Raw genomic sequence first — 15,223 nt, forward strand, 5'->3', positions numbered from 1 at the left:
ATTCTACCCTTGCTCGGCTACCGCCCGCTTGTTCGGTTTGAACCACCAGCCCTGCTGCATGCCGGCTGCCGCCAGCAGGATCGCTGCGACGCCCACCCACTGCAGCGCACTCAGTCGATGGCCGAAGGCGAACCAGTCGACGAAGATCGCCGCGATCGGGTAGATGAACGACAGTGCGCCGGTCAGCGCGGTCGGCAGTTTCTGGATCGCGCCATACAGCAGCACGTACATCAGCCCGGTATGCACCACGCCCAGCGTTACCAGGCTGGCCAGCTCGCTGGCCGTGCCAGGCAGCCCGCCAGTGTTGGCAAACGGCGCCAGCAACAGGATGCCGGCGCTCACCTGGATCAGTGCGATCAGGTGCGGCGGCGTGCCGCTCAGGCGCTTGATGATCAGCGCCGCCACTGCGTACAGAAACGCCGCGCCCAGTGCCAGCGCGATGCCCAGCAGGTACTCGCCGCCGCTGCCCTGACCGCTGCCATGGGCACTGACGATGGCCAGCATCCCGGCAAACGACACGCCCAGCCAGAACAGCTTGGGCACACTGAGTTTTTCACCCAGGAACAACGCCGCCAGCCCCACCAGCATGAAAGGCTGCACGTTGTACACCGCCGTGCCGATGGCAATCGAGGCGCGCGAGTAGGACGCGAACAGCAACACCCAGTTGCCGACGATGGCCACCCCGCTGAGCACCGCCAGCGCGAAGGTGGCGCGGCTGAGGATGCCCGGCTTGAAAACGCCCAGCAGCGCGCACACCAGCAGCAGCGTGCCGGCACCGAACACGCAGCGCCAGAACACCACGTCCAGCACCGGCTGCCCGGACACCAGCACGAACCAGCCGATGGTGCCCGAAATCAGCATTGCGGCGACCATCTCCAGCGACCCACGACGGATTGAACTGTCCATCTCACACCTCCCAGACGATGGACAAAGTATGCGAGCGTCGGGCCCGTACGCTCCAGAGGAAAAACAAGGCTAGAATTCAGGCTTACCTTTTTTATCAAGGCCGATCAGCCGATCCGCCTGGCGAGGCATGCATGACTGACGATATCGACCAACTGTTGATCAAGGCATTGATGGACGACTCGCGGCGTTCGCTCAAGGCGCTGGCGCACCTGAGCGGGTTGTCGGCGCCCAGCGTGAGCGAGCGTTTGCGCCGCCTGGAGGAGCGCGGGGTGCTCAAGGCCTACACCGTGGAAATCGACCCACGCTGCTTTGGCTACCAGTTGCAGGCCATCGTGCGCATTCGCCCGTTGCCGGGGCAGTTGCAGGAAGTGGAGCGCCAGATCGTGGCCATCCCCGAGTTCACCGAGTGCGACAAGGTCACCGGCGACGACTGCTTCATTGCACGCCTGCACGTGCGCTCGATGGAACAGCTCGACACGCTGCTCGACAAACTCAACGGCCATGCTGAAACCAATACAGCGATCATCAAGAAGAGCCCGGTGAAGCGGCGGCTGCCACCGATGGCGTGAGGGTTCGCCAGCCGATCGCCATGAGGCAGCAAGCATCAGAAAAACCAGCACTCTATGCTAGCCTTGCCACCCTCTCCCGCAAGGACGCATCTGCACCATGTTCGCTTTCCCACGGTCCCTCTGCACGCTGGGCCTGGCGCTGGTCACCCTCACGGCCCACGCCACCGACCCCATCAACATCTATCAAGGCACACTCGGCGAGCGCAAGGTGGAAGTCGCCCTGCAATACACCTCGCAATACGAATTCGTGCAGGGCTACCTGCTGGATACCGAAAGCCACACCAGCCTGCCGCTGGAGATAACGCCCTACAGCAAGGACGTGCCGCTGCTGATCAACATCATGGACAACCCGCGCATGCCGGGGGCGGCGCTGCGCGCGCGGCCCTTCGTGTTCACCCATGACCGCGACTTCAGCGGTGAATGGATCGACCTGCGCAGCCGCGAACGCGTGCCCTTCAGCCTCACGCGCACGTCCCGCTTCAGTGACCAGCAACGCGCCAGCTGGCAAGGCCAATTGCTGCAACAGCCGCAGAACCGCGACATGAGTTTCTATGTGCACGCCAGCAAGGCCGAGGGCGAATACGTCGGCAAGGTCGACCGCATCACCATCATCGACCTGGGCACCGGCAAGCCCCTGCAGGTGCTGAGCGACCTGGCGCTGGCGTTCAACGGCACCACCACCCTGACCTTCGCCGACTACAACGGTGACGGCGTCATCGACTTCAGGGCTTCGCCCATCGGCCAACGCGCCAGCGGCGGCGCCAACAAGGAGCCGGACCAGTTCTACCTGTACCAGCCCACCAGCAACACCTACGAGCGCCACGCCGACCTGGAAGCGCTGGGGGACAAGGGCGCGCTGAAATTCCCCACCCCCGGTTGGGTGGCCCAGCGCCAGGGCAGCAACTACGACACCCAGACCAGCGACTGGCAGTACTACCATTTCGCCGACCCCCAGCAACTGGTGTGGCAACGCCACAGCGCGGAGCCCTTCTGATGCCCTTTCGTACCTTGTTCGCCTGCCTGCTGCTGAGCCTCAGCGCCAATGCGCTGGCCTACCAATCCGTGTATGAGGGCAAGCTGGGTGGGCAGCCGATCACCCTGGTGATCGAGCGCACCAACGATTATGTGACCGGCATCTACTACTACGAGCGCTACCACACGCCGATCCGGCTCAAGCCCGCCCGCCACACCAATTACTATGATTTCGCCATCGACGAACTCGACAGCGGGGGCCTGCCCACCGCGCGCCTGCACTTTCAGAAAGCCGAATTCGGCAGCCATGCACAACCGCTGCAAGGCACCTGGACCGAGTACGCCAGCGGCAAGCAATTGGCGTTCACCCTCAAACTGGTGGCCGACCTCGGCCTGCAGACGCCCTGGCCCGGCGCAGCGCTGCCACAGGCGGCGTCCACCGAGCGTTTCTATTTCCAGCTGCCGATGGACAAGGCCTACGCGCCCATCGAGACGATCCAGGTGTTGAACAAGGCCACCGGCAAACTGTTGCAGACGCTGCAGGTCAACGTACCCGGCTGCCGCAGCAAGGGCATCGATACGCTTCAGGTCCGCCTGCAGGGCGGTGCAACACAGGTGCTGGTGCCCGCCAGCCCGTACTGCCTGGGCAGGACATTCGAATGGCACGAAGCCAGCGGCCGCTTCGAAGTGCTCAACTGAGCGATCAGCTCGGGCAGGCGTGATCGCCGTTGTTCAGGCCCTGCTTGTAGTTGCGGCTGAGCAGGCTGGCCTTGCCGTCGTGCCAGGTCAGGGTCAGCACATACATCGAGTCGAAATCGTCACCGCTCCAGTCATCGGTGATGGTGCGTTTCTCGCCCAGCGCCTTGCCCGCCACGGCGTTGATCAGCTCGGGCAGGTAACCGTGCGACCACGCGGTGTAGACCGTGGCGTTGCGGTACTTGTCCTGTAGCAGCTCCTCGGCAAGGTCACCGGTGTCGTTGGCCCCGAAGTCGATGTTCACCGGCAGGCCGAGCTTGATCGCGCTGGGGCTGATGGTCATCAGCGGTCGAATGTAGCTGTAGGCGTCGTCATTGCTGCCCTCCTCGACCTCGCGGCTGGGGTTGGCGGCAAACACATAGTCGGCGGCACCGAATTTCTGTGGCAGCAAGGTGGCCAGGTCGATGGCGCGGTTCAGGCCCTGGCAGTTGAGTTGGCCCAGACCCTCCCCAGGCTTCTCGGCGTGACGCAGAAACACCAGGGTCTGGATGCCGTCTACCGGCTGTGCACGGCTTTCCAGCGCCTCGAAGGTCAGCAGGGCAGCGCCGGCGATCAGCGGGATGGAAAACAGCACAGGGCGATAACGCCGAAAAACAGAAGGCAACTTCATGGCACGGGCTCTTCACGGCAAAAAGGGTTGAGGCTGACCCGCCTGTGCCACCCCACGGCCGAAGCCGTGGGGTGATCCCTGTCTGTCGTTCCATCCGTGGAAACGGGCGAACGTCAGAGTGCCAGACGTTCATTTGGTTCATCCCTGGCGGGTTCTTCCTGAGCCCCGCAAGCACTCTAGCGCCTGGGTATTGCAGGAATAAGTCGCTGGCCCAGGCCCAGGACACTCCGGTCTCGGACGTCGCACGCTGTTGTACGACGACTGACAACGTGACAGACTGGCTTCGTAACAATTCGTGTCAGCAGCCTTCCTGCCGCCACGGCACACACGCACGCCCATAACAAAAAGAAGGTCAATGGAATGAAAATACGCGGCATACGCTGGTGGATGGTCAGCCTGGTCACTGCGGGATTGGTGATCAACTATCTGGCCCGCAATACCCTGTCGGTGGCAGCGCCGACGCTGATGACCGACCTGTCGATCACCACCGAGCAATACGCAATGATCGTGGCCGCCTGGCAGGTGTGCTACGCGTTGATGCAACCGGTGGCCGGGTGGATCATCGACTTCATCGGCACCAAGCTGGGCTTTGCGGTGTTCGCCCTGGCCTGGTCGGCGGCCTGCGCGGCGGCGGCACTGGCCACCGGTTGGCAAAGCCTGGCGTTCATGCGCGGGCTGCTGGGCATGACCGAAGCGGCCGGCCTGCCGGCCGGGGTCAAGGCCACCACCGAATGGTTTCCGGCCAAGGAGCGCTCGGTAGCCATCGGCTGGTTCAATATCGGCTCGTCACTCGGCGCCCTGCTGGCACCGCCGCTGGTGGTGTGGGCCATCCTGCACAGTGGCTGGCAACTGGCGTTTCTGATCGTGGGCGCGTCGGGCATCGTCTGGACCGTGATCTGGATGTTGCTGTACAAGCACCCGCGCGACCAGAAGCGCATGAGCGACGCCGAGCGCGACTACATCCTTGGCGGGCAGGAGGCGCACTTCAAGCAGCAAGGCAAGGACCCCAAGGCCTGGCGGAAGATCTTCAAGAGCCGCAACTTCTACGCCATCGCCTCGGCGCGGATCCTCTCGGAGCCGGCCTGGCAGACCTTCAACGCGTGGATACCGCTGTACCTGATGACCGAGCGCGGCATGAACATCAAGGAAGTGGCGATGTTCGCCTGGCTGCCGTTCCTGGCCGCCGACATCGGCTGTGTACTGGGCGGCTACCTGAGCCCCTGGTTCCACCGTTACTGCAAGGTCTCGCTGTTCACCTCGCGCAAGATGGTGCTGGTGTTCGGTGCCAGTTGCATGATCGGCCCGGCCTGCATCGGCCTGGTCGAGAGCACCTACACCGCGATCCTGCTGTTGTGCATTGGCGGCTTTGCGCACCAGACGCTGTCGGGTGCGTTGTACTCGATCACCTCCGACTCCTTCGGCAAGGACCAGGTGGCCACCGCCACCGGCATGGGCGGTATGTGCGGCTACCTGGGCGCAGCGGCGTTCACCCTGGTGTTCGGCGTGCTGGTGACCCAGATCGGCTACAGCCCGCTGTTCGTGGTGCTGGCGGTATTCGATATCGTGGCGGCGCTGCTGGTGTGGTACGTGGCGCGCGAGCTGGTGAGCGATGCGCGCCAGGACAGCGTGGCTAAGGCTTACCCGCCGGCGCTTGAACCTCGATAGACCACTTGGGCTTGATGCGACCAAAATCCAGCCGACGGTTGTGCTTGAGGGCTTTTTTCGAGTCCAACACGTAACAGCCGTCGGCTTCACGCACGAACACCACCCAATGCCAGAAGGGCCGGCCCTTTTCGATTCGCCATTTGATCGCCAGCAACGCGCGGTCGGGCAGTGCCTGCCAGTCGGTGAAGGGGGCTTGCCGCGCCGCAGCCTGAAGGCCCAGTGCGCCGAGCAGGCGCCGGACATAGGTGGTGTCCGACCACAATTGCGGGTCTTCGGCGTGAATGCCCAACGTGTTGGCCACTTGGCGCGCCGTGGCGTAGTCGACTTGTGCCAAGGCGGCGCAGGCGGCGATGCCGCAGCCTGAAATCTGTTCCTGTACAACGGCTTCCATGCGTTTCACCTTCTGATTCAATCGTCGCGAGTCAGGACTTCGAGCAGTTCGATCTCGAAGGTCAGGTTCGAGTTGGGCGGGATCTTGCCCATGCTGCGCGCGTCGTAGCCCAGGTGGGCGGGCACGATCAGCTTGCGCTTGCCGCCGACCTGCATGCCCATCAGGCCCTGGTCCCAGCCCTTGATCACACGGCCGGTGCCGATCACGCACTGGAAGGGCTTGCCGCGCGCGTGGGAGGAGTCGAACGTCGTGCCGTCGTCGAGCCAGCCGGTGTACTGGGTGGTGATCAGCGCGCCCTTGACGACGGCCTTGCCGTCGCCCGGCTGGATGTCGATGATTTGAAGTTCGTTGCTCATGTGGGGGCCTCTAGCGGGGGCGGACGTGTCTGGCCGCTGCGTTTTCGCAGGAATGTGGGATTTTTGCAAGGCTGGCGGGGTGTTTGCGGCGCAAAAATCGGCTGCCCTCATCCCGACCTGGTGCCGATCACACAGGGCTGACAACGCCGATCCTGCAGGCGATGGCGCGTTGCCGTCAGATAAACGCATAGAGCAAGGAAGACAAGGTCTCGAACACGATCAACTGCCCGTTGCGCAACGCAGCGGGTGTGCTCGCCGGCCGGCAGGTGTTCAAGGACTGGTTGCTGGCACTCAGTTGAACTGTTCGATGACCTGGGCAGCAGTCAGGGTCTGGGTCTGGTTGGCGAAGCAGTAGTAGGCCGGCTTTTCGTCGATGTAGACCTGCAGGTCCAGGGTCCAGTCGCTGTCGCCGTCGATCACACCGACCGGCACCGCGTCGAAGCCGCCGGCCTTCAGGCGATAGAACAGGTGGGTGCCGCAGGTGCCGCAAAAGCCGCGCTGGGCCCAGTCGGACGAATCATAGACCTTGGGTTGATCGCCACTCAGGCGCAGCGATTGGGTGCTGTGCACGACCATCAGCGGGCCACCGGACCATTTGCGGCACATGCTGCAATGGCAGGCGCTGACGCTGGCGTTTTCCAGGCTGAGGGTCAGGTGGATGGCACCACAAAGGCAACTGCCGTGTTTTTCCAGGGACATGGTGGCGGGCTCATTGGCTGGAGAAGGTAGCCTGCAAGTCTAGCAGCCGTCAGTTGCGGCCCCTCGCCGGCGAAGGGGCCGGGCCTGCCTACGCAGTAACCGGCGTCAGCACCGGCTCCCCGGCAAAGAACGCCTGCAGGTTGCGCACCACCAACTGCACGGTGTCCCGCGCCGCCTCCGGCGACTGCCCGGCCACATGCGGGGTCAGCACCACGTTGGGCAGCGCCCTGAGCGCCTCGGGTACCGCAGGCTCGGCGTCGAACACATCCAGCCCGGCACCGGCAATGCGCCGCGCCTGCAGCGCCTGCACAAGGTCGGCCGTCGAGACCACGCTGGCTCGCCCGATGTTCACCACAAAACCCTGCGGGCCCAGCGCGTCCAGCACCGCAGCGTCGACCAGGTGCCGCGTGCTGGCCCCGCCGGGTGTCGCCACCACCAGAAAATCGACCGCCGCTGCCAGCGCCAACGGGCTGTCGCAATAGGTGTAGGGCACATCGTTGCGCGGTTGACGGTTGTGGTAATACACCGGCATGTCAAAACCCTGTGCAGCCCGCCGGGCAATCGCCAGCCCCGCCGCGCCCAGCCCCAGAATGCCCAGGCGCTTGCCGCTGATGGACGGGCTGATCACCCGGTTCCATTGCCCCTGGCGAGTAGTGGCGTCGGCACGGGGAATATCACGCACGATGGCAAACAGCAAGGCCATCGCATGGTCGGCCACTGCCGCCGCATTGGCGCCCGCGCCATTGGTCACAGTGATGCCGCGCGCGGCAGCCGCCGCAAGATCGACTTCCTCGTAGCCGGCACCAATCACGCAGATGATCTTCAAGGCAGGCAAGGCAGCGATTTCATCGGCGCTCAGGCCCAATGGCCCCCGGGTCAGTACGGCATCGATGGTGCCGCCATGACGGGCAATCGCCTCGGCACGCAACGACGGGGTCTGCGCCCGAATCAGCTCAAAGCCGGCGTGTTCCAGCAGCGGCAGGTAATCGTCGACCGTTTCTACCAGCACCAATACCCGGTGTGTCATGCCCTGCTCCCTTTGGCGTTACGCGAAAGGGGCATTATGCAGACTTGCGCCTACTGCGCGAAAGCCCGGCCCAGTCCGCCTGGCACGCCAGAGCTGTCGGTGTCCTGCCATGGCCCCTCAGGGCTGGTGGCCCAGCTCCAGCCGTTGTTGAAACGGTAGTAGGTGCGCTGGCGGTAGAAGGTGTTGGTCTTGCCCTCAAGCACGTACACCCCAAGCCTGGGGTCCCAGTGGCTGGCGCCACCGGGTGGCGGGGCGAAGCTGGCCGAGGTACGCGGCATCGGCTTGGGCGCCGGGGGGATTGCCGGGGTGCTCGGCCTGGGCCCCGGCACCGGCTTGATCACCGGGCCGGTGGGCGGCAGGGTCTCGATCGGCGGCACGGTAGGCTCGCTCGGCCGATGCACCGTACACGCGCTCAATCCCACGGCCAGGGCGATCAGGGTGAGGCGTGCGATGCTGTTCATAGTGAGGCTCTCTACGGGTCCGGGCTGTCGATGGTCAGGTGCTGCGGCGCCACCGTGCTGCTGGCCAGCGGGTTACCACGGCCGATCCACTCGCCCTTGGTCGGCTGGCCAGCGCGGGAAATGCGCGCAACCAGTTGGACTTCAGGAAAACTCGACAGTTTCATGTTCGGCATCATCGCATCGCTGTCGCTCAGCTGTACCTCGATCGGCAGGTCGGCCACGGTCACCCGCCGGGCCGCCAGCGGCATGGGCGGCCCGGAACTGGCGCGGGCAAAGATGAACACGCTGTCGTCCGGCTTGACCTTGTCTTTCAATGCCGGTGCCAATTCCACCCGTACCGTCAGCCTGGCGCCTGCCTGCTCAGCCTCTGCCGGTTTGCCGGCACCGGCCTTGAGCCGCTCGGTAGCGCGCTCGATACCGCCCTGCAAGGCGTCGCGCGACGCATCGCCTTCGGGCAGTTGGGCAAGCAGACGGTTCCAGTAGTCGATCGCCTGCGGGTAGCGTTCGTCCTCGAACGCGGCAATGCCGAGCAGGCCCAGGCTGGTGACTTCCTTGGGGTCGCCCTTGAGCGCCTCGTCGGTCAGCGCCTGCAACTGCGCGGTCCATTGCTTGCCATTGGAGAAGTACAGCGCCTGCGCCCACTGCCCGAGCAGTTCGGGCTGGCGCCCGGCCAGGGCGGCCGCGCGTTCGAACACCTTGGCGGCGTCTGCCGAACGTTCCTGGGCCATGTAGGCACGGCCCAGGAAGTACAGGCCCTCGGCCGAGTCCGGCTGGGCCTGGACGGCACGCTCCAGGCGCGTGGTCATCTGCTCTACCGACTGCGGCGCCTGGGCGAACTCACGGGTCAGCTCGACCTTGTCGCTGGCACCGAAATGCAGGTACAGCCCCACCCCCATCACCGGCACCAGCACGGCGGCCAGCAGGGGCAAGGTCTTGCCCAGGCGCGCGCTGCGGCCAGGCTCGGTATTGTCGGTATCGGCCAGCAGCTCGCGGGCCGCCTCGTCTCGCCCACGCTGCAACTGCTCGGCGCCGAGTACACCGGCGTCGCCCTGCACCTGCAGTTCGGCCACGCGCTCCTGGTACAGGGCCACGTTCAACGCGGTACGGTCTTCTTCCTGTTGCGCACGACGGCCGCGCAACACCGGGACCAGCAAAAAGCTCAGGGCTACCAGTAACAGCAGGCCTGCGGGAAGCCAGAATTCAGTCATGGGGGCGTTCTTTGTCCAGCAATGTGGCGAGGCGCTCACGCTCCTCGGGAGAGAGGTCGACAGCACCGGCAGCGGCTTGCACGCGACGTTTGCGCACGATCAGCACAAGCATGCCAAAACCGCCCAGCAACAGGATGCCGGGGCCGAACCAGAGCAACCAGGTACGCGCGGTGAGAGCCGGCTTGTAGCGCACGAAGTCACCGTAGCGATCGACCATGAAATCGATGATCTGCTGGTTGTCCTTGCCCTCGCCGAGCATGCGGAAGATCTCCCGGCGCAGGTCGGCGGCAATCGGTGCGTTGGAGTCGGCGATATCCTGGTTCTGGCACTTGGGGCAGCGCAGTTCCTTGGTCAGCACCTTGTAACGTTCACGCTCGGCGTCATCGGCGAACTGGTAGGTGTCGATCGCGGCGTGCGCCACGCCGGCGATGCTCAGGCCGAGCAACGCCGCAGCCAGCCAGCGCTTCATTGTGCGGCCTCGTCGAGCAGGCCCTGGTACAACGGCGCCAGCTGTTCACGCCAGACGGTCTGGTCGACCACGCCGACGAACTTGTGACGGATGATGCCCTTGGCATCGATGATGAACGTCTCTGGCGCTCCGTATACGCCCAGGTCAAGGCCAAGAGTGCCCTGTTCGTCACGGATGCCGATCTGGTAAGGGTTGTGGAACTCGGTCAGCCATTTGATCGCCGCAGCGTTCTCGTCCTTGTAGTTGACCCCGTAGATCACCACGCCCTGCTCGGCCAGCGTGTTCAGCACCGGGTGCTCGACCTTGCACGACGGGCACCAGGTGGCCCACACGTTGACCAGCGCCGGCTTGCCCAGCAGGTCGGCGCGGGTCAGTGTCCTGTCGCCCTCGACCGTGGGCAGCGAGAACGCCGGGAACGGCTTGCCGATCATTGCCGAGGGCAGCTCGGTGGGGTCCAGGTACAGGCCCCGGTACAGAAACACCGCCACCAGCAGAAACAGCGCCAGCGGCAGCACCATGATCCAACGCTTCATGCAGTTGCTCCCGACATGCCCAGTACGTCACGCACCCGGCTTTTGACCTTGACCCGATACCGCGCATCCATCGCCGCGAGCAGCCCGCCCAGGCCGGTCAGCAACCCGCCCAGCCAGATCCAGCGCACGAACGGCTTGACGTGCACGCGCACGGCCCAGGCGCCGTTGTCCAGCGACTCGCCAAGGGCGACGTACAGGTCGCGGGTAAAGCCTGCATCGATGCCAGCCTCGGTCATCACCGACTGCTGCACGGTGTACAGGCGTTTTTCCGGGTGCAGCACGCTGATTTCGCGACCGTCCTGCAGCACCCGCACGGTGCCCTTGTCGGAGGTGAAGTTGGGCCCTTCGAAGTGTTTGGCGCCTTCGAACACGAACTGGTAGCCGCCCAATTCCATCGATTCGCCCGGCGCCAGGCGCAGGTCGCGCTCGGCACTGTTGTTGCTCGACAGCACCACGCCCAGGGCGCACACCGCAATGCCCAGGTGCGCCAGGTGCATGCCCCAGTAGCTGCGGGTGAGGCTGCGCATGCCCTTGAACAGGCCTTTGTGGCGGGTCTTGTCGAGCAGGTCGCGCACGCCCGCCAGCAAAATCCACGCCGCCAGCGCGAAGGTGGTGAGCACCTGCCAGTCGAAGTCGTCCACCAGCAGGCCGCCGATCGGTGCCAGGATCGCACTGCCGATCAGCGCCGGGGTGAGCATGCTCACCAGCCATCTTGTCGGGGTGTCTTTCCAGCGCACGATCACGCCCACCGCCATTACGGCCATCAACAGCGCCATCAGCGGGATGAACAAGGCGTCGAAGTACGGCGGGCCCACCGACAGCTTGGCCCCGGTCAGTGCATCGAGCACCAGCGGGTAGAGGGTGCCGAGCAGGATCATCGACGCCGCCACCACCAGCACCAGGTTGTTGGCCAGCAGCAGCGTTTCACGCGACCACAGGGCGAACCCGACCTGGCTCTTGACCACCGGGGCGCGCAGGGCGAACAGGGTCAGGGAGCCGCCGACCACGAACAGCAGGAAGATCAGGATGAACACGCCGCGCTCGGGGTCGGAGGCAAAGGCGTGCACCGAGGTCAGCACGCCGGAGCGCACCAGGAAGGTACCCAGCAGGCTCAGCGAGAACGCCGCGATCGCCAGCAGGACGGTCCAGCTCTTGAACACCCCGCGTTTTTCGGTCACCGCCAGCGAGTGAATCAGCGCGGTACCCACCAGCCACGGCATGAACGAGGCGTTCTCGACCGGGTCCCAGAACCACCAGCCGCCCCAGCCCAGTTCGTAGTAGGCCCACCACGAGCCCAGCGTGATGCCGATGCCCAGGAACGCCCAGGCAACGATGGTCCATGGTCGCGACCAGCGTGCCCAGGCAGCGTCAAGGCGCCCGCCGAGCAACGCGGCGATGGCGAAGGCGAAGGCCACCGAGAAGCCCACATAGCCCATGTACAGCATCGGCGGGTGCACGATCAGGCCGATGTCCTGCAGCAGCGGGTTGAGGTCGCGGCCATCGGTCGGCACCTGCGGCAGCAGGCGCTGGAACGGGTTGGAGGTGACGATCAGGAACGACAGGAAGCCCACGCTGATCATGCCCATCACCGCCAGCACGCGGGCCAGCATCACCTGCGGCAACTGGCGCGAGAAGATCGACACGGCGAAGGTCCAGCCACCCAGGATCAGCGCCCACAGCAGCAGCGATCCTTCGTGGGCACCCCACACCGCGCTGAACTTGTAGTACCAGGGCAAGGCGCTGTTGGAGTTGCCGGCCACGTACGCCACCGAGAAGTTGTCGGTCATGAAGGCGTGGGTCAGGCAGGCGAAGGCGAACGCCAGGAAGGCGAACTGGCCCCAGGCGGCGGGGCGTGCCAGGCTCATCCACAGGCTGTCGCCGCGCCAGGCGCCGAGCAGCGGCACGCTGGCCTGCACGCAGGCAAAGCAGATGGCCAGAATCATCGCCAACTGGCCGAGTTCGGGAATGATCAATGCCGCGTTCATGGCTTGGCTCCGCCGTCGGCAGCGGCCTGGCCGCTCTCTTTCAAGGCCTTGGTGACTTCAGGCGGCATGTATTTTTCATCGTGCTTGGCCAGCACTTCATCGGCCACCACCACGCCGTCGGCATTGAGCTTGCCAAGCGCGACAATGCCCTGCCCTTCGCGGAACAGGTCGGGCAGGATGCCGCGGTAGGTGATAGGCACCGACCTGTTGAAATCGGTGACCACGAAGCGCACGTCCAGCGAATCGCCGGAGCGCTGCAGGGACCCGGCCTCGACCATGCCGCCGGCACGGATACGGGTATCCAGCGGTGCTTCGCCATTGGCGATCTGGGTCGGGGTATAGAACAGGTTGATGTTCTGTTGCAGCGCGCTCAGGGCCAGGCCCACCGCGGCGCCGACGCCCACCAGCAGGCCGAGAATGATGAACAGACGCTTTTTGCGTTGCGGATTCACTTGGAAGTCTCCCGGCGCAGGCGGCGCGCCTCTTCTTGCAGGTAACGACGCTTGCTCATCACGGGCGCGGCGACGTTGAGGGCCAGCACCAGCAGGCAGATGCCGTAGGCCGACCAGACGTAGAGGCCGTGATGGCCCATGGCGAAAAAGTCGTTGAAGGAGGTAAAGCTCATCAAACGGTCCCCCGACCCAGGTGGCTCAACACTTCTTCCTTGACCCAGCTGGCGCGCGCCTCGCGCTTGAGCACTTCGAGGCGCATGCGCAGCAACAGCACCGCGCCGAAGAAGCAATAGAAGCCCAGCACGGTCAGCAGCAGCGGCAGCCACATCTCGGCGGGCATCGCGGGTTTCTCGGTCAGGGTGAAGGTGGCGCCCTGGTGCAGGGTGTTCCACCACTCCACCGAATACTTGATGATCGGGATATTGATCACCCCGACAATCGCCAGTACCGCGCAGGCCTTGGCCGCGCTCTCACGATTGCTGATGGCCTGGCCCAGGGCAATCAGACCGAAGTACAGAAACAGCAGGATCAGCATCGACGTTAGTCGTGCATCCCATACCCACCAACTGCCCCAGGTCGGCTTGCCCCAGATCGCGCCGGTGCTCAGCGCCACCACGGTCATCCAGGCGCCGATGGGCGCTGCGCACTGCAGCGCGACATCGGCGATCTTCATCTTCCACACCAGCCCGACCACGCCGGCCACCGCCAGCATCACATAGCACGATTGCGCCAGCATGGCGGCCGGCACATGGATGTAGATGATCCGGAAACTATTGCCCTGCTGGTAGTCCTGCGGGGCGAAGGCCAGGCCCCAGACCACGCCCACCGCGATCAGCACGATGGCGGCAATGCTCAGCCACGGCAGCATGCGCCCGCTGATGGCATAGAACCATTTGGGTGAACCCAGCTTGTGAAACCACGTCCAGCTTATTGCGCTGTTTTTCATCACGGTACATCCAGGGTCTTTGCTGGGCGAAAGCCCAGACCTCATTATTCGCCGACGCTGATCTTCAGGCCAGCCGCTATTGCAAAGGGTGCCAGGGTTACTGCAAGGGCGGTCAGGCTGCCAAGCCAGAGCAGGTAACCGGTCGCCGGCATAGCTTGCAGTGCCGCCTGCAAGGCGCCACTGCCCAGGATCAATACCGGGATATATAACGGCAAAATCAGCAGTGCCAACAGCAGGCCACCGCGCTTCAAGCCCACCGTCAGCGCCGCGCCCACTGCCCCCAGCAGGCTCAACACCGGAGTGCCGAGCAGCAATGAGGCCAGCAGCACCGGCAGGCACTGCACCGGCAACCCCAGCATCAGCGCCAGCAGCGGCGACAACAATACCAGTGCCAGGCCGGAAAAGGCCCAGTGTGCCAGCACCTTGGCCAACACCAACAGCGCCAGGGGGTGCGGCGAAAGGACCCACTGCTCGAGGGATCCGTCCTCGAAATCGCTGCGAAACAGGCCGTCCAGCGAGAGCAGCACGGACAAAAGCGCGGCCACCCAGACTAACCCAGGGGACAAGTTTTGCAACAATTGCGTCTCCGGGCCGACCGCCAGCGGGAACAGCGCGATCACGATCGCAAAGAACACCAGCGGGTTGGCCAGCTCTGCCGGACGGCGGCACAGCAGTTGCGCTTCACGGCGCAGCAAATGAATGAATACGCTCATGCCGCCCACTGCCCCAGGTCCAGTTCTCGGTAGCCGGACGGCGTGTGCGTCAGCGTGTGGTGGGTAGTCAGCACCACCATGCCGCCCTGTTCGCAATGCGCCGCCAGGTGCGCTTCCAACTGCGCCACACCTTGCTTGTCGAGGGCGGTGAAGGGTTCGTCGAGAATCCACAGCGGCGGGCTGTCCAGGTACAGGCGCGCCAGCGCCACGCGGCGCTGCTGGCCGGCCGACAGGGTATGGCAGGCGACATCCTCGAAGCCGCGCAGGCCGACCTGCGCCAGTGCCTGCCAGATCGCCTCGCGGCTGGCCGGCACATGCAGGGCGCACAGCCAGGCCAGGTTCTCTTCGGCAGTGAGCACGTCCTTGATGCCGGCGGCGTGACCGATCCACAGCAGCACCTTGGCCAGCTCGCTGCCTTGCTCGGCCAGCGGTGTGCCGTTCAAGCGGATTTCGCCACTGGTGGGCCGCATCAACCCGCTCAGCAGGCGCAGCAGGCTGGTCTTGC

Annotated in this window: 20 protein-coding genes; 4 read left to right on the top strand and 16 right to left on the bottom strand. The window is 64.8% G+C overall.

Going from position 1 to position 15,223, the window contains the following annotated elements; translation table 11 throughout:
* Positions 1-3: 3 nt before the first annotated feature.
* Positions 4-906, bottom strand: coding sequence for a DMT family transporter (locus KUO17_RS21735; protein ID WP_217977607.1), 903 nt, complete (start codon positions 904-906; stop codon positions 4-6).
* 131 nt (positions 907-1,037) lie between these two features.
* Between KUO17_RS21735 and KUO17_RS21740 the strand changes: the two genes are divergently transcribed.
* From KUO17_RS21740 to KUO17_RS21750, 3 genes are all read left to right on the top strand, one after another.
* The gene (locus tag KUO17_RS21740) at positions 1,038-1,475 is read left to right on the top strand and encodes an Lrp/AsnC family transcriptional regulator (RefSeq protein ID WP_217977608.1); all 438 of its coding nucleotides are present in this window, start codon (positions 1,038-1,040) and stop codon (positions 1,473-1,475) included.
* Between the two features lie 97 nt (positions 1,476-1,572).
* Positions 1,573-2,469 carry a hypothetical protein gene (locus KUO17_RS21745; RefSeq protein WP_217977609.1) on the top strand — a complete coding sequence of 299 codons (897 nt, stop codon included), beginning with the start codon at positions 1,573-1,575 and terminating at the stop codon, positions 2,467-2,469.
* A complete protein-coding gene (locus KUO17_RS21750; protein ID WP_217977610.1) occupies positions 2,469-3,146 on the top strand; it encodes a hypothetical protein in 678 nt (225 codons plus the stop codon). Before KUO17_RS21745 ends, KUO17_RS21750 begins: the two co-directional genes overlap by 1 nt.
* Before the next feature lie 4 nt (positions 3,147-3,150).
* Here the strand turns inward: KUO17_RS21750 and KUO17_RS21755 are convergent, their stop codons facing one another.
* Positions 3,151-3,813, bottom strand: a complete 663-nt coding sequence (locus KUO17_RS21755) for a histidine phosphatase family protein (protein WP_217977611.1) — start codon at positions 3,811-3,813, stop codon at positions 3,151-3,153.
* A gap of 360 nt (positions 3,814-4,173) precedes the next feature.
* Here KUO17_RS21755 and KUO17_RS21760 point away from each other — a divergent pair, with 360 nt between their 5' ends.
* On the top strand, positions 4,174-5,478 hold the full coding sequence (locus tag KUO17_RS21760; RefSeq protein WP_217977612.1) for an MFS transporter: 1,305 nt from the start codon (positions 4,174-4,176) through the stop codon (positions 5,476-5,478).
* Here KUO17_RS21760 and KUO17_RS21765 read toward each other — a convergent pair.
* From KUO17_RS21765 to ccmA, 14 genes are all read right to left on the bottom strand, one after another.
* Positions 5,444-5,869 carry a hypothetical protein gene (locus KUO17_RS21765; protein WP_217977613.1) on the bottom strand — a complete coding sequence of 142 codons (426 nt, stop codon included), beginning with the start codon at positions 5,867-5,869 and terminating at the stop codon, positions 5,444-5,446. The two genes, KUO17_RS21760 and KUO17_RS21765, sit on opposite strands and share 35 nt — an antisense overlap.
* Positions 5,870-5,886: 17 nt before the next feature.
* On the bottom strand, positions 5,887-6,225 hold the full coding sequence (locus KUO17_RS21770; RefSeq protein ID WP_217977614.1) for an FKBP-type peptidyl-prolyl cis-trans isomerase: 339 nt from the start codon (positions 6,223-6,225) through the stop codon (positions 5,887-5,889).
* A 291-nt stretch (positions 6,226-6,516) separates the two neighbouring features.
* Positions 6,517-6,924, bottom strand: coding sequence for a GFA family protein (locus tag KUO17_RS21775; RefSeq protein ID WP_217977615.1), 408 nt, complete (start codon positions 6,922-6,924; stop codon positions 6,517-6,519).
* Between the two features lie 88 nt (positions 6,925-7,012).
* A complete protein-coding gene (locus tag KUO17_RS21780; RefSeq protein ID WP_217977616.1) occupies positions 7,013-7,951 on the bottom strand; it encodes a 2-hydroxyacid dehydrogenase in 939 nt (312 codons plus the stop codon).
* A 50-nt stretch (positions 7,952-8,001) separates the two neighbouring features.
* On the bottom strand, positions 8,002-8,412 hold the full coding sequence (locus KUO17_RS21785; RefSeq protein ID WP_217977617.1) for a hypothetical protein: 411 nt from the start codon (positions 8,410-8,412) through the stop codon (positions 8,002-8,004).
* 11 nt (positions 8,413-8,423) lie between these two features.
* Positions 8,424-9,620: a c-type cytochrome biogenesis protein CcmI gene (gene ccmI / locus KUO17_RS21790; protein ID WP_217977618.1), complete on the bottom strand. Its 1,197-nt coding sequence runs from the start codon at positions 9,618-9,620 to the stop codon at positions 8,424-8,426.
* A complete protein-coding gene (locus KUO17_RS21795) occupies positions 9,613-10,089 on the bottom strand; it encodes a cytochrome c-type biogenesis protein (protein ID WP_217977619.1) in 477 nt (158 codons plus the stop codon). Before KUO17_RS21795 ends, ccmI begins: the two co-directional genes overlap by 8 nt.
* Positions 10,086-10,622, bottom strand: a complete 537-nt coding sequence (locus tag KUO17_RS21800) for a DsbE family thiol:disulfide interchange protein (RefSeq protein WP_217977620.1) — start codon at positions 10,620-10,622, stop codon at positions 10,086-10,088. The genes KUO17_RS21795 and KUO17_RS21800 overlap by 4 nt, the downstream gene beginning before the upstream one ends.
* Complete coding sequence (locus KUO17_RS21805) at positions 10,619-12,592, bottom strand: heme lyase CcmF/NrfE family subunit (protein ID WP_217977626.1); 1,974 nt, start codon at positions 12,590-12,592, stop codon at positions 10,619-10,621. Before KUO17_RS21805 ends, KUO17_RS21800 begins: the two co-directional genes overlap by 4 nt.
* Positions 12,593-12,603: 11 nt before the next feature.
* A complete protein-coding gene (gene ccmE, locus KUO17_RS21810) occupies positions 12,604-13,059 on the bottom strand; it encodes a cytochrome c maturation protein CcmE (RefSeq protein WP_217977621.1) in 456 nt (151 codons plus the stop codon).
* Entirely contained in the window at positions 13,056-13,232 is a 177-nt protein-coding gene (ccmD, locus tag KUO17_RS21815) for a heme exporter protein CcmD (RefSeq protein WP_217977622.1), read from the bottom strand. Before ccmD ends, ccmE begins: the two co-directional genes overlap by 4 nt.
* A complete protein-coding gene (locus KUO17_RS21820) occupies positions 13,232-14,005 on the bottom strand; it encodes a heme ABC transporter permease (RefSeq protein ID WP_217977623.1) in 774 nt (257 codons plus the stop codon). Before KUO17_RS21820 ends, ccmD begins: the two co-directional genes overlap by 1 nt.
* Positions 14,006-14,049: 44 nt before the next feature.
* A complete protein-coding gene (gene ccmB / locus KUO17_RS21825) occupies positions 14,050-14,718 on the bottom strand; it encodes a heme exporter protein CcmB (RefSeq protein WP_217977624.1) in 669 nt (222 codons plus the stop codon).
* The coding region (gene ccmA / locus KUO17_RS21830; protein ID WP_217977625.1) for a cytochrome c biogenesis heme-transporting ATPase CcmA at positions 14,715-15,223 on the bottom strand (509 nt) is incomplete at its 5' end. The genes ccmB and ccmA, both read right to left, overlap by 4 nt.

Origin of the sequence: Pseudomonas aegrilactucae (assembly GCF_019168305.1) — a bacterium.
GTDB classification, from domain to species: Bacteria; Pseudomonadota; Gammaproteobacteria; order Pseudomonadales; family Pseudomonadaceae; genus Aquipseudomonas; species Aquipseudomonas aegrilactucae.